The 14,271-nt window shown below is 66.9% G+C and carries 12 protein-coding genes; 10 read left to right on the top strand and 2 right to left on the bottom strand.

The annotated features are described in order from the left end of the window. Positions 1–49 precede the first annotated feature (49 nt). The 10 genes from AC07VS_RS18150 to AC07VS_RS18195 all read left to right on the top strand — a co-directional run bounded on the left by AC07VS_RS18150 (position 50) and on the right by AC07VS_RS18195 (position 11,296). A complete protein-coding gene (locus AC07VS_RS18150) occupies positions 50–868 on the top strand; it encodes a siderophore-interacting protein (protein WP_494751645.1) in 819 nt (272 codons plus the stop codon). 512 nt (positions 869–1,380) lie between these two features. Continuing rightward, on the top strand, positions 1,381–2,106 hold the full coding sequence (locus tag AC07VS_RS18155; protein ID WP_492348992.1) for a TetR/AcrR family transcriptional regulator: 726 nt from the start codon (positions 1,381–1,383) through the stop codon (positions 2,104–2,106). A 4-nt stretch (positions 2,107–2,110) separates the two neighbouring features. Further along, positions 2,111–3,907, top strand: a complete 1,797-nt coding sequence (locus tag AC07VS_RS18160; protein WP_492348993.1) for an acyl-CoA dehydrogenase C-terminal domain-containing protein — start codon at positions 2,111–2,113, stop codon at positions 3,905–3,907. A 31-nt stretch (positions 3,908–3,938) separates the two neighbouring features. Next, a complete protein-coding gene (locus AC07VS_RS18165) occupies positions 3,939–4,373 on the top strand; it encodes a DUF2147 domain-containing protein (protein WP_492348994.1) in 435 nt (144 codons plus the stop codon). Positions 4,374–4,418: 45 nt separating this feature from the next. Beyond that, positions 4,419–6,818, top strand: a complete 2,400-nt coding sequence (locus AC07VS_RS18170; RefSeq protein WP_492348995.1) for a 3-hydroxyacyl-CoA dehydrogenase/enoyl-CoA hydratase family protein — start codon at positions 4,419–4,421, stop codon at positions 6,816–6,818. 44 nt (positions 6,819–6,862) lie between these two features. Continuing rightward, the gene (locus tag AC07VS_RS18175) at positions 6,863–7,369 is read left to right on the top strand and encodes a DUF4442 domain-containing protein (RefSeq protein WP_492349009.1); all 507 of its coding nucleotides are present in this window, start codon (positions 6,863–6,865) and stop codon (positions 7,367–7,369) included. A gap of 12 nt (positions 7,370–7,381) precedes the next feature. Further along, entirely contained in the window at positions 7,382–8,581 is a 1,200-nt protein-coding gene (locus AC07VS_RS18180) for an acetyl-CoA C-acyltransferase (RefSeq protein WP_492348996.1), read from the top strand. Positions 8,582–8,681: 100 nt separating this feature from the next. Then, entirely contained in the window at positions 8,682–9,590 is a 909-nt protein-coding gene (locus tag AC07VS_RS18185) for an alpha/beta hydrolase family protein (protein ID WP_492348997.1), read from the top strand. 20 nt (positions 9,591–9,610) lie between these two features. Continuing rightward, positions 9,611–10,468 (top strand): acyl-CoA thioesterase, encoded by an 858-nt coding sequence (locus AC07VS_RS18190; protein WP_492348998.1) that lies wholly within the window; start codon positions 9,611–9,613, stop codon positions 10,466–10,468. Positions 10,469–10,528: 60 nt separating this feature from the next. Then, positions 10,529–11,296, top strand: coding sequence for an enoyl-CoA hydratase (locus AC07VS_RS18195; RefSeq protein WP_494751646.1), 768 nt, complete (start codon positions 10,529–10,531; stop codon positions 11,294–11,296). 954 nt (positions 11,297–12,250) lie between these two features. On the opposite strand, the gene AC07VS_RS18200 is transcribed toward AC07VS_RS18195, so the two are convergent. Both AC07VS_RS18200 and AC07VS_RS18205 read right to left on the bottom strand, forming a co-directional pair. Beyond that, positions 12,251–13,201, bottom strand: coding sequence for a tetratricopeptide repeat protein (locus tag AC07VS_RS18200; RefSeq protein ID WP_492348129.1), 951 nt, complete (start codon positions 13,199–13,201; stop codon positions 12,251–12,253). A 132-nt stretch (positions 13,202–13,333) separates the two neighbouring features. Next, on the bottom strand, positions 13,334–14,230 hold the full coding sequence (locus AC07VS_RS18205; protein WP_494751647.1) for a beta-keto acid cleavage family enzyme: 897 nt from the start codon (positions 14,228–14,230) through the stop codon (positions 13,334–13,336). Between the last annotated feature and the right edge of the window lie 41 nt (positions 14,231–14,271).

The raw sequence follows: 14,271 nt of genomic DNA on the forward strand, positions 1-14,271 counted from the left end.
GTTGGATTATTGGTTGATCATATCAACCAAATAAACCGCTGTCTCTGCCATGACTTCTGAACTTTCTCTCTCTTCCTCTTCCTCAACCGAGGCGCCAGCCCATCTGCTGCCCCAGCGCGTGCGCCACGCCAACCCGGTGCGCCACGTGCAGGTGCTGCGTGTCGGGCGACCCACCCCGGGTGTGGTCAGCGTGACCCTCGGCGGTGAGGCGCTGCGCGGCTTTGTGTCGGCCAGCTTCGACGACCACCTCAAGCTGATGTTGCCGCCCGCCCCGGGCCGGCCGCTGGTGCTGCCCACGCTGCAGGATGGGCGGGTCAGCTGGCCAGCCGACCTGAACGAGGCCGATCGCCCCGTCATGCGTGACTACACGCCGCTGCACTTCGATGCCCAGGCCCTGGAGCTGGACCTGGAATTTGCCCTGCATGGTGAAGGCCCCGCCGCCACCTGGGCCGCCCAGGCCCGGCCGGGTGATGAAGTGGGGCTGGGCGGCCCGCGGGGATCGACGGTGTTGCCTGGCGGGCACGATGCCTATGTGCTGGCGGGTGATGAAAGTGCGCTGCCGGCCATCGTGCGCCGACTGGCCGAGCTGCCGGCCGGCGCCCGGGCCACGGTCCTGGTTGAGGTGGCTGCCGCCGAAGAGCAACGGGTGCTGGCCAGCGCGGCCCAGGTCCATCTGCGCTGGCTGGTGCGTGGAGAGTCCGCCCCCGGCCAGCGCCTGCTGCAGGCCGTTCGGGAGATGGCCTGGCCCGAGGGCACCGTCTTTGCCTGGGCCGCTGGCGAGGCCCTGACCATGGCCGAGTTGCGCGCCCACTGGCTGGGCCTGGGCCAGCCCGCCGCCCTGATGCGTGTCTCGGCCTACTGGCGCTAAGAACGTGTTCAACGTCTCCCACGGGTCGCGCAGCGGTCTTTTCGGGATGGGATGCAAGGCGCGGTGCGCCGTCGATAGCCCGGCTATCGACAAGCGCCGCAACGCCGCAGACCGCCCGAAAAGGCCACTGCCCGAGGGGTTGGAGCGAAATCGGGCACGAACTCGGATGTGTGGCGCCCCAGTTGCTTGCATGGGCACGAGCCCATGCGGCGCATCCGGGCCACCCACTCATCCCGATTGCGCTCCAACGCGGCCCGTGCGAGACATTGAACACGTTCTAGGGCCGACCCGGGCATCACGAAAACCTGGGTTGAGGCCCAGGTTGGCCTGCTGGCACGGCGGTGGGCACTGGCAAAACTGCCGTTTCTGAGCCGATCCGAGTCGAAACCAAGGGTAAACCCTGGTGATCGGTCGGCAATTTCCTTCAAATTCTTTGGGGTATTCAAAGGGCTGTCACAAAAATTACTGCAAAATAGCACGACCGTTCGTTTTATTTTGTGAGCCGCCCATCCATGTCCACCATTCGTTCGTCAGCCATCTCGCCAGGCACTGCACGCCCGGCGGCGGCAGCGCCTGCCCGCCGTGGCCGCGCGCTGCAAAAGGGGCTGCAGACCAAGGCTGTCATCGTCGAGGCGGCCCTGGGCCTGGCCACCCAGATCGGCCTGGAAGGCCTGTCGATCGGTGCCCTGGCGGAGGTCACCCAGATGAGCAAGTCGGGCGTGTTTGCCCACTTCGGCTCGCGCGAAGAGCTGCAGATTTCCGTCATCCGCGAATACCACGTGCGTTTCGAGGAAGAGGTGTTCTTCCCTGCGCTGTCGGCACCGCGCGGCCTGCCTCGCCTGCGCGCCATGTTTGCCAACTGGATGAAGCGCACCTCGGTCGAAATCGACTCGGGCTGCCTGTACATCAGCGGCGCCGTCGAGTTTGACGACCGCCCTGGCCCGGTGCGCGATGCGCTGGCCAGCTCCGTCATGACCTGGCACGCCGCGATGAAGCGTGCCATCACCCTCGCCAAGCACGACGGCCAGCTCGGCCCCGATGTGGACGAGGACCAGATGCTGTTCGAGATCCACGGACTGATCCTCGCACTGCACTACGAGGCCCGCTTTCTGAAGCACCCGGGCTCGATCCAGAAGGCCACCCAGGGCTTCGACAACATCCTGGCCCGGTGCGGCGCCACCGACCTCGCACCGGCCAAAACCCTTTCTTCCAAAACCCCGATCCGCACCAAGGAGTGATCCCATGCCTGCTTACACCCCCCCTCTGCGTGACATGCAATTCGTGTTGCATGAAGTGCTCAAGGTCAGCGATGAATTCAAGGCCCTGCCCAAGCACGCCGACATCGATGCCGACACCATCAACGCCGTGCTCGAAGAAGGCGGCAAGTTCGCGGCCGAGGTCACCTTCCCGCTGAACATCAGCGGCGACACCGAGGGTTGCGTGCTGGACAAGAGCACCCATGAAGTCAAGACCCCCACCGGCTTCAAGGCGGCCTACGAAAAGTTCGTCGAAGGCGGCTGGGCCGCACTGTCGTGCGACCCCGACTACGGCGGCCAGGGCCTGCCCTTCGTGGTCAACCAGTGCTTCTACGAGATGATGAACTCGGCCAACCAGGCCTGGACCATGTACCCGGGCCTGAGCCACGGCGCCTACGAGGCCCTGCATGCCCACGGCACCGACGAACAGAAGCGCCTGTACCTGCCCAAGCTCACCAGCGGTGAGTGGACCGGCACCATGTGCCTGACCGAGCCGCATTGCGGCACCGACCTGGGTCTGCTGCGCACCAAGGCCGAACCCCAGGCCGACGGCACCTACAAGATCACTGGAAACAAGATCTTCATCAGCGCCGGTGAGCACGACATGACCTCCAACATCGTGCACCTGGTGCTGGCCCGCCTGCCGGATGCGCCGCAGGGCAGCAAGGGCATCAGCCTGTTCGTGGTGCCCAAGTTCAAGGTGAATGCCGATGGCAGCGTGGGCGAGCGCAACCCGATCTACTGCGGTGGCCTGGAGCACAAGATGGGCATCCATGGCAATGCCACGGCACAGATCGTCATCGATGGTGCGGTGGGCACGATGGTGGGCCAGCCCAACAAGGGCCTGGCCGCCATGTTCGTGATGATGAACGCCGCCCGCCTGGGCGTGGGCAACCAGTCGCTGGGCCTGACCGAAGTGGCCTACCAGAATGCCCTGGCCTACGCCAAGGACCGCATCCAGATGCGCTCGCTGACCGGCACCAAGGCCAAGGACAAGCCGGCCGATCCGATCATCGTGCACCCCGATGTGCGCAAGATGCTGCTGACGGCCCGCGCCTATGCCGAAGGTGGCCGCGCCATGGCCTGCTTCTGTGCCGTGCTGCTCGACAAGGAACTGAACCACCCCGACGAAAAGGTGCGCAAGGATTCGGCCGAGCTGGTTGCGCTGCTGACCCCCATCGTCAAGGCCTTCATCACCGACAACGCCTGGACCTCCACCACCGCCTGCCAGCAGGTGTTTGGCGGCCACGGCTACATCAAGGAATGGGGCATGGAGCAGTACGTGCGCGATGCCCGCATCAACATGATCTATGAAGGCACCAACACCATCCAGTCGCTGGACCTGCTGGGCCGCAAGATCCTGGGCAACAACGGGGCCTCGCTGAAGAAGTTCGGCAAGCTGGTGGCCCAACTGGTCGAGGCCGAAGGCGTCAACGAGAAGATGGCCGAGTTCATCAACCCGCTGGCCTACCTGGGCGACCAGATGACCAAGTTCACCACCGAGATCGGCTTCAAGGGCTTCCAGAACCCCGACGAAGTGGGCGCCGCCGCGGTCGACTACCTGCGCGTGGCCGGCCACCTGGTGTTTGCCTACTTCTTTGCCCGCATGGCCTCCGTGGCACTCAAGGAGATCGCGGCCGGCAACACCGACCCGTTCTACCAGGCCAAGCTGCAGACCGCGCGCTTCTACTTTGCCAAGCTGTTCCCTGAAACCGCTTCGCTGATGCGCACCGCCCGTGCCGGCTCCAAGGTGTTGATGGACACCGAGGCCGTGTTCGCCTGAGCCTGAACCGCCGCCCCAGCAGGAGACCGCGATGAAGATCAAGAACGTTCTGGCCACGGCGCTGATGGCGCTGGCCTGGCCCGTGCTGGCGCAGACCACCCCGGTGGGCCTGTGGCGCAGCGTGGATGATGCCTCGGGCGAGGCCAAGGCCGAGATCCGCATCGCGGCCGATGCCGCGGGTGTGCTCAGTGGCCGCATCGAGAAGGCCATCACCCGCTCGGCCGAGCCGCTGTGCACCCAGTGCAGCGACGATCGCAAGGGCAAGCCCAAGCTCGGCATGGAGATCATCCGCGGGGTGCGCCAGGCCGAGGGCAAGCCCGAGTGGGAAGGCGGCAAGATCCTCGACCCCGAAAACGGCAAGGAATACACCGTGCGCCTGGTGCCGCTGGAGGGCGGCAAGCAGTTGCAGGTGCGGGGCTACATCGGCCCCTTCTACCGCACCCAGGTCTGGCAACGCATTGAATAAGGTCCGGGGCGCCCCTTCAGGTGCCCCGTGCGAACAGGAAATCAAATGAACCGATTCCAAGTGAAAAAAGTCGCCGTGCTCGGCGCAGGCGTGATGGGCGCGCAGATTGCCGCCCACCTCGTCAACGTCAAGGTGCCCGTGGTGCTGTTCGATCTGCCGGCCAAGGAAGGCCCCAAGAACGGCATCGTCACGCGCGCCATCGATGGCCTGAAAAAGCTCAAGCCCGCGCCCCTGGGCGTGGCCGACGACGCGGCCCTGATCGGCCAGGCCAACTACGAAGAGCATCTGGAACAGCTGCGCGACTGCGACCTCATCATCGAGGCCATCGCCGAGCGCATGGACTGGAAGCTTGACCTCTACAAGAAGATCGCGCCCTTCGTGGCCCCGCACGCCATCGTGGCGTCCAACACCTCGGGACTGTCGATCACCCAGCTCAGCGAGGCCTTGCCCGAAGCCATCAAGCCGCGCTTTTGCGGCATCCACTTCTTCAACCCACCGCGTTACATGTACCTGGTGGAGCTGATCGCCACCCCCACCACTCAGCCGGTGATCCTCGACCAGCTCGAGAGCTTCGTCACCAGCGGCCTGGGCAAGGGCGTGGTACGTGCCAAGGACACCCCCAACTTCATCGCCAACCGCGTCGGCATCGCCGGCATGCTGGCCACCATGAAGGAAGTCGAGAACTTCGGCCTGAGCTACGACGTGGTCGATGACCTGACCGGCAAGAAGCTGGGCCGGGCCAGTTCAGGCACCTTCCGCACCGCCGACGTGGTGGGCCTGGACACCATGGCCCACGTCATCAAGACGCTGCAGGACAACCTCACCCTCGAGACCGACCCCTTCTACGGCAGCTTTGGCACCCCGGCGGTGCTCAAGAAGCTGCTTGAGCTCGGCCACCTGGGCCAGAAGACCAAGGCGGGCTTCTACAAGAAGGTGGGCCGCGAGGTGCTGCGCTTCGAGCTGGAAAGTGAAGACTATGTGCCCGGTGGCCAGAAGGCCGACGAGGTGTACGGCCGCATGCTCAAGAAGCCCGCGGCGCAGCGACTGGCGCTGCTGCGCAACGCCGAAGGCCCGCAAGGTCAGTTCCTGTGGGCCATCCTGCGCAACAGCTTCCATTACGCCGCCGTGCACCTGGCCAGCATCGCCGACAACGCCCGCGACGTGGACCAGGCCATGCGCTGGGGCTTCGGCATGAAGCAGGGCCCCTTTGAGCTGTGGCAAGAGGCCGGTTGGCTGCAGGTGGCGCAGTGGATCAATGAAGACATCGCCGCTGGCAAGACGCTGTGCAATGCGCCGCTGCCCGAGTGGGTGTTCAAGGGCCCGGTGGCCGAGGCCGGCGGCGTTCACACGCCCCAGGGCTCGTACAACCCGAGCACCCATGCCTTCGAGCCGCGCCGCCAGTTGCCGGTGTACCAGCGTCAGCATTTCCCGGAGGCGCTGCTGGGCGACGGCTCGGTCCGATTCGAGACCGCAGGCAAGACCCTGCATGAAGACGAAGCCATCCGCCTGTGGACGCTGGATGACGAGGTGCTGATCGCCAGCATCAAGAGCAAGATGCACGCGATCGGCCCGGGCGTGGTCGAGGGCCTGCAGCAGGGCATCGAGCTGGCCGAGCAGCAGTACAAGGGCCTGGTGATCTGGTCGGGCGACGAGCCTTTCAGCGCCGGTGCCGACCTGCAGTCCATGCTGCCGGCCTTCATGATTGCCGGGGTGGATGCCATCGAAGGCGCCGAGCACGAGCTGCAGCAACTGATGCTGCGCCTGCGCTATGCCGGCGTGCCGGTGGTGTCGGCCGTGCGCGGTCTGGCCCTGGGCGGTGGCTGCGAGCTGGCCGTGCACTCGGCTCGCCGCGTGGTGGCCATGGAAAGCTACATCGGCCTGGTCGAAGTGGGCGTGGGTCTGGTGCCGGGCGCCGGCGGCCTGACCTACATCGCGCGCCGCGCCGCCGAGAACGCGGCGGCCTCCACCGGCAAGGATCTGCTGCCCTTCCTGACCGAAGGCTTCACCGCCGCCGCCATGGCCAAGGTGGGCACCAGTGCGCTCGAATCGCGCAAGCTGGGCTACCTGCTGGACAGCGACCTCATCGTGCCCAACAAGGATGAGCTGCTGTTCGTGGCCCTGAATGAGGCCAAGGCCCTGTTCAATGGCGGCTGGCGCGCCCCGATCAAGCGCCTGTTCCCGGTGGCCGGGCGCAGCGGGCTGGCCACCATCAAGGGACAGCTGGTCAACATGCGCGATGGTGGCTTCATCAGCCAGCACGACTTTCACATCGGCAGCCTGATCGCCAACGTGGTCTGCGGCGGTGATGTGGATGCGGGCACGCTGGTCAGCGAGGACTACCTGATGGCGCTGGAGCGCAAGGCCTTCTGCTCGCTGATCGTGCATCCCAAGACGCAGGAACGCATCATGGGCATGTTGTCCACCGGCAAGCCGGTGCGCAATTGAGCGGCCCGACGAGCGTGCCTTTGAGCCCCCAAGCCTTGACCGCCATGGACCGCCCCCCCAACAAGCTGCAGCGCTCTCTGATGCGCCTGGACGAGGCCCCCGGCTTCATGCGGGGCTGGGTGCAGAGCATCATCCTGCGCCGCGCCGTGCCCTTCACCGGCACGGTCGGTGTGCGCTTTGCGGGCCTCAGCACCGAGCGTGCCGAGGTGCGCCTGGCCACGGCCCCACGCCTGCACAACCAGAGCGGTGACGTGCACACCTCGGCCATCCACCTGCTGGCGGAAAGCGCGACCGGCCTGGTCATTGGCATGAACGTGCGCGATGACTGCACCCCGGTGTTGCAGCGTGCCGCCATGCACGTGGTGCAGCGGGCCAAGGGCGGACTCAAGGCTGTGGCCGTTCTGACCCCCGAGCAGGCGGCCTATATGCAGGCCAACGAGCAGGGCGAGCTGAGCGTGTCCGTCACGGTCACCGACGACACCGGCGCTGCGCCGGTGCAATGCGAATTTGTCTGGGCCTGGGTTCCCGCCAGCCGCCCGAAAAAGAACTGAAGGAGTTTCACCATGGCCCACCCCATCCAGGACGCCTACATCGTTGCCGCCACGCGCACCCCCATCGGGCGTTCGCACCGCGGCTTCTTCCGCAACACCCGGCCCGATGACCTGCTGGCCACCACCTTGAAGGCTGCTCTGGCCCAGGTGCCTGATCTGGATCCGGCCAGCATCGAAGACATCATCTGCGGCTGCGCCATCCCCGAGGCCCAGCAGGGCCTGAACGTGGCCCGCGTCGCAGCCGTGCTGGCGGGCCTGCCCACCAGCGTGGGCGGCATCACCGTGAACCGCTTCTGTGCCTCCGGCCTGTCGGCGGTGCAGATGGCGGCCGACCGCATCCGCGTGGGTGAGGCCGAGGTGATGATCGCGGCCGGCGTCGAAAGCATGAGCATGGTGCCCATGATGGGCAACTCGCCCTCGCTGTCGCCCAGCATCTTCGAGCGCGACGGCGACGTGGGCATTGCCTACGGCATGGGCCTGACCGCCGAGAAAGTGGCTCAGCAATGGAAGGTCAGCCGTGAGGCGCAGGACGAATTCGCCCTGCAGTCGCACCTGAAGGCCCTCAAGGCGCAGCAGGCCGGCGAGTTCACGGCCGAGATCACGCCCATCGAGGTGACCGAGCGCCGCCCCGACCTGGCCACCGGCGAGGTCAGCCAGAAGACCCGCATCGTCAGCCTTGACGAGGGCGCCCGCCCGGACACCACCCTGGAAGGCCTGGGCAAGCTCAAGACCGTGTTCGCGGCCCGCGGCTCGGTCACTGCCGGCAACAGCTCGCAGACCTCGGACGGCGCAGGTGCGCTGATCCTGGCCAGCGAATCGGCCGTCAAACGCTTCGGCCTCAAGCCGCTGGCGCGCTTCGTGAGCTTTGCCAGCAAGGGCGTGCCGCCCCACATCATGGGCATCGGCCCGATCGAGGCGATCCCAGCGGCCCTGCGCTACGCCGGCCTGAAGCAGGACGACATCGACTGGTTCGAGCTCAACGAAGCCTTTGCGGCCCAGTCGCTGGCAGTGATGAACACCCTGGGCCTGGACCCGGCCAAGGTCAACCGCATGGGCGGCGCGATCGCGTTGGGCCACCCGTTGGGGGCCACGGGCGCCATCCGCTCGGCCACCGTGGTGCACGCGCTGCAACGCCACCAGCTCAAGTACGGCATGGTCACCATGTGCGTGGGCATGGGGCAGGGCGCGGCCGGTATTTTCGAACGCTGCTGAGCGTTCGTTCACCCCGGTGTGGCCGCCACCGTACGGGCTGCCCGCCGACAGGAGCTGAGCCAGCGCAGACTGGCCTGCTTTCAACAGGAGACATGCTGTGATGCAGACCTCGGTTCTGACCGTCGATTCGGCCTCGCTGGCCATGCGCACCTATGCGCCCGCCACCCCCCCTTTGGCCAACCTGGTCCTGGGGGCCGCCATGGGCGTGCGCCAGGCTTACTACGAGCCTTTTGCGCGCTGGCTGGCCGAGCAGGGCTACCGCGTCACCACCTTCGACTACCGCGGCGTGGGTGATTCGCGGGGGCCAGCCTGGCGCGGTTCGCTGCGCGGCTTTCAGGCCGACCTGCGTGACTGGGTGCGCGACTACGAGGCTGTGGTGGCCCAGGCCCGCGCCGCCTGCCCGGGCACCCCCTTGATCCTGGTGGGCCACAGCCTGGGTGCCCAGCTGCCCGGTCTGTTCCAGCACCCCGAGCAGGTGGATGGCTTGTTGAGCCTGGCCTCGGGCAGTGGCTACTGGCGCGACAACGCGCCCAAGTTGCGGCGCAGCGTGCCGTATTTCTGGTGGGTGCTGGTGCCCTTGGCCACGCGCCTGTTCGGCTACTTTCCGGGCCGCCGCCTGGGCAAGGTGGGCGACCTGCCGGCGGGCGTGATCCTGCAGTGGCGGCGCTGGTGCCTGAACCCGCGCTACAGCCTGGGGGCCGAGGGCCCGACGGCCGAGCAGAGCTACGCCCGGGTGCGCTACCCGGTGCTGGCCCTGTCGGTGCAGGACGACGAGATGATGACCCTGCGCGGCACGCAAAGCCTGATCGACTTCTATGCCAATGCGCCCCGGCGCATCGAGGTGGTGCGCCCGGTCGATGCCCTGGCGCGCCGCATCGGGCATTTCGGCTGGTTCCGCGAGTCGTTCCGGGCCACGTTGTGGCCGCGTACCATTGCCAGCCTGAACGCGCTGGCCCTGCTGCGCCAGGGCCAGCCCCCCGTCACGCATTCGACTGTCGGAACCTTCTGATTGCCGCACACTTCTGCCCCATGAGCACCCTTCACCCGCTTGATGCCGCGCTGCAACTGGATCTTCAGTCGCAGTCCCCGACCGAACCCGGCGCCACCAGCCCGCTGCAGCGCAGCCAGGGCCACACCAGCCCGGCCTACTGGAACATGGTGGGGCCGTTTGGTGGCACCACCGCCGCCACCTGCCTGCAGGCCGTGTTGCAGCACCCGGCCTTGCTGGGCGAGCCGCTGTCGCTGACCGTGAACTACGCCGGCGCCCTGACGGAGGGCGAGTTCGAGGTGCAGGCCCAGCCAGTGCGCACCAACCGGTCCACCCAGCACTGGACGATCTCCATCGTGCAGCGCGATGCCGAGGGCCAGCCCGTGGTGACCACCACGGCCACCGCGGTGACCGCAGCACGGCGCGAAACCTGGAGCGTGTCCGACACGCCCATGCCCGAGGTGCCTGCCCCTGAATCGCTGCAGCGCATGCACCCGCCCAAGGGTGTGGCCTGGATCGAACGCTACGAGATGCGCCCCGTGGTGGGCGTGATCCCGCACACCTGGGACGGGCGTGGCGACAACAGCCTGTCGCAGCTGTGGATGCGCGATGACCCGCCGCGGCCGCTTGACTTCCCGGCCCTGGCTGCCCTGTCCGACATCTTCTTCCCGCGGGTCTGGTTGCGCCGCGCCTCGCGCGTGCCGGCCGGCACGGTCTCCATCACCACGTATTTCCATGTAGGCCAGGCCGAACTGGCCGCCACCGGCAGCGGCCACGTGCTGGGCCAGGCCCGGGCCCAGGAGTTCCGCAACGGCTTCTTCGACCAGACCGCCCAGCTATGGAACCAGGCCGGCCGCCTGCTGGTCAGCACCCACCAGATCGTCTATTTCAAGGAATAGGCGGAGCCACAAGCCCCGCTTTCGCCTGCCTTTCCGCCCACCCCCAAGGAGCCCATTCTCATGAGCCAAGACATCCTGATCCACACCGAAGCCGGTGTGTGCACCATCACCCTGAACCGCGTCGACAAGAAGAACTCGATCACCGCCGACATGTACGCCGCCATGGCCGACGCCCTGGCGGCGGCCGAGGCCGACAGCGCCGTGCGCGTGGTGGTGTTCCAGGGCGATATCGCGATCTTCAGCGCCGGCAATGACATCGGCGATTTCCTGAACAAGCCGCCAGCCGGCATGAACTCGCCGGTGTTCCGCTTTCTGCACAACCTGGCCGCCTTTCCCAAGCCCTTGGTGGCCGCGGTCTGCGGCCCGGCCGTGGGCATCGGCACCACGATGCTGTTCCATTGCGATCTGGTCTATGCCGGCGACAACGCCGCCTTCTCGATGCCTTTCGTGAACCTGGGCCTGTGCCCCGAGGCCGCATCAAGCCTGCTGGTGCCGCAGATGCTGGGCTACCACCGCGCTGCCGAGGCCCTGTTGCTGGGCGAGCCTTTCATGGCCGAAGCGGCCCTCGAGGTGGGCCTGGTGAACCGCGTGGTGCCCCCCACCGAATGCAATGGCGTGGCCCAGACCGTGGCCCGCAAGCTGGCCGCCAAGCCCCTGAGTTCGCTGGTCGAGACCAAGCGCCTCATGAAGGGCGGGCAGTCGGCCCTGGTGGCCCAGCGCATGTCTGAAGAGGGCGCCAGCTTTGGGCGCATGCTCGGTGAGCCGGCGGCCAAGGAGGCGTTCACGGCGTTTCTGGAGAAACGGCGGCCGGATTTCAGCCAGGTTTGAGGGGGGCATTTTTTGGGGCGTTGCCCGAACACTGCAGGCTCTGTGCCCGCCGCTTCGCTCTGTTCCTTCTGTCATTTGTTTCAGGTCGGAGGCCGGGGTTGCGGCCCGACGGCCGCCTCACTTTCTTTGCTTCGCCAAAGAAAGTAAGCAAAGGTCGCGAAGCGGGGGTTCGCTCACTTCGCGAAGCGAAGTTACGCGAATACCAAAGGCGACCCGAAGTCAGGGCCACTTCGTGGTTCCCTGCGCTGCTCGCGCCAGGGGGGGCCCCGCTAAACTCGCTTCGCTCAAACAGACGCGGGGCCTGATCCCCCTGTCGCTGCGCTGCTCGGCCCTGCCCCACGGGGCAAGCGGGATCGGGTGCGGGCGAGCTTGCAAACGTCACGCCGAATTCATTGGTTTCTGTGCATCCAGCGGCGCCGGTGAGTCGGTGTTGGTTGTGTCGGGCAGAGCGTCTGTGCGTCCCCGCGCTGCTCCGCAGCCGCGCCCTCCGAGTGAAACAACACGGCGCCGCTGCGCAGCAGCAGCCGTCGGTTCCCGACCCCCACCTCCCGTTGGGCACGGCGAGCAGCGCAGACTTGGGCGGAAAAAGGGCTCGCGTCTGTTTGAGCGCAGCGAGTTTAGCGAGACCCCGCCCAAGTTGAGCAGCGCAGCGGACCCTGCGCAGCAGGGCGGGCACGTCGGGTCGCCTTTCTTTGCTTACTTTCTTTGGCGAGACAAAGAAAGTGAGGCGCCCGCCGGGGCGCAATCCCGGCCTCCGCCCTCAAAGAAGAAACAGAACGACCAGAGCGAAGCGGCAACAAAGAACCCACAACAGGTGGACAAGGCAAATCAGCCATTCCCGCAACAAACCCAAAAGCTGGCTTCAAAAACAAAAAGCCGGGCAAGCCCGGCTCTTTCAACCCGCGACCGGCGATGCAAACCACATCGCCAGCCAGCGTCGGCGATGCCCCTGCATCACCAGTTGTTGTCGTCCGACGACGACCCACCCCCACTGTCCCACGAGTCGCTGCCGCCACTGCCGGCATCAAACGAGCCATAGTCTGGCGGGTTGTCGATCGGGCTGTAGCCGCCGCCACTGCCCAGGTTGCTGCCACCACCGCCACCGCCCGAGTCGCGGTTGCCGCGGTCCTCGTTGCCGTGCTCCAGCACCTTGGCCAGCCCGTAACCGGCCGCGGCGCCGGCCAGGCCGCCAAGCACCACGCCACCGATGCCGGGGCCGCTGCTGGGCGGGGCACCGTAGCCGGGTTGGCCGTAGCCTGCCTGGCCGTAGCCGGGTTGGGCCACGGGGCCGCGACCGAAGGCGGTGTCAGCCGCCATGCCCGGGGCCGGGCTGGGCGAGGGCAGCACGCGGGTGGCCAGCTTCCAGACCACGAACAGCACACCGCCCGCGATCAGGATGTAGCCCCAGGGAAACGAGGAACCCGGGTTGGCCGGGGCCGGCGCACTCTGGCTCACCACGGCCGGGGTGTTGTGGGTCGGGGCCGGCTTGGCGGCCGGGCTGCCCAGCGAGGCGCCAGGGGCGTTTGACGACAGCGAATCGGTCTTGGGGATCTTGGCGAGCAGGTCGTTGAAGCGCTGCGGGCTGGAGGCGAACTTCAGCGAGGGGTCCAGGCGCTGGGCCTCTTGCAGGGCAGCGCGGGCCTCGATGTTGCGGCCTTCGCGGGCCAGCACCTCACCGAGTTCGTACTGGGCCTTGGCGCTTTGAGGCTTTTCCTTGATCACCTCGCGCAGCAGGGTTTCGGCCTGCCGGTACTCGCCGGCGTTCACGGCCTGTTCGATGTCCTTGGGGGTGGGCAAGGCCCAGGCGAAGGACGCCGCCAGGGCCAGCGCCAAGCCGGCCAGCAGGCGCCGCCCGTGGGCGCCGGTGCGGCTCGCGGCAGAGGGTTCAAGGGCAGTCAGCATCATGTTCAAGAGCTCCTTCAAGCGGCTGGCAGCGCGTTCTGTGCGTGTTGCCCAAAATTGGGCTGCCGGCTTCAAAACGCCATATGGTGCCACCTGGCTGACAAACAAGGCCTCGAAAAGCCCTTCAAGGTTGAATCAATTTGATACAGCGAGCGGCGCCGTGGCGCTCAGGCCCAGCATCTGGCGGGCTTCGGCTGGCGTGGCCACCTCGCGCCCGGCGTCGCGGGCGTAGCGGGCCAGTTGCTCGATCAGCGGGCCGTTGGACTGCACCTTCTCGCCGGTGGGCAGGTAAAAGGTGTCTTCCAGCCCGCTGCGCAGGTGGCCACCCAGCTCGGCGGTACGGCGGTGCACCGGCCAGATCTCGGCGCGGCCGATCACGGTGCTCTGCCACTGGGCGCCGGGCAACTTGAGCTTGAGCAGGATGGGCAGCAGATCGGGGTCGGCGGGCATGCCCGACTCCACGCCCATGACAAAGTTGTACTCGGGCAGGCCACTGTACATGCCGGTCTGCACATACATCTTGACGCAGCGCACGATGCCCACGTCAAAGCACTCGAACTCGGGCAGGGTGCCGGTTTCGCGCATCACGTCCAGAAAATCCTGCACCTTGGCCGGGGGGTTGTCGAACATCATCGGCGGCCAGGCCCACTGGCCGTTGCTGCGCACCTTCAGGTAATTGAGCGAGCCGGCATTGCAGGCCGCCATCTCGGGGCGGGTGGCGCGCAGGCAGTCCAGCGGGCCCTGGTAGTCGGGGCCGACCACGCCGGTGGTCTGGTTGATGATCAGGCCTGGGCAGGCCTCGCGCATGGCTTCGGTGCAGGCCAGCGCCACGGCCGGATCCCAGCTGGGCAGGTGCCCTTTGCCCGGGCTTTGCTGGCGAAAGTGCACATGCACCACCGAGGCCCCGGCGTCGTAGGCGCGGCGCGCCTCGGCCGCGAGTTCGGCGGGGGTCACGGGCACATGGTGCTGGCCGGGGTCGGTCAGCACGCCGGTGATGGAGCAGGTGATGATGGCCTTGTCGCTGGGGGTCATGGAAGTCTCCTGAGGTGACGCCGGCACGGCGAGGCCATGCC

Source organism: Curvibacter sp. GW821-FHT01G03, from assembly GCF_059422285.1.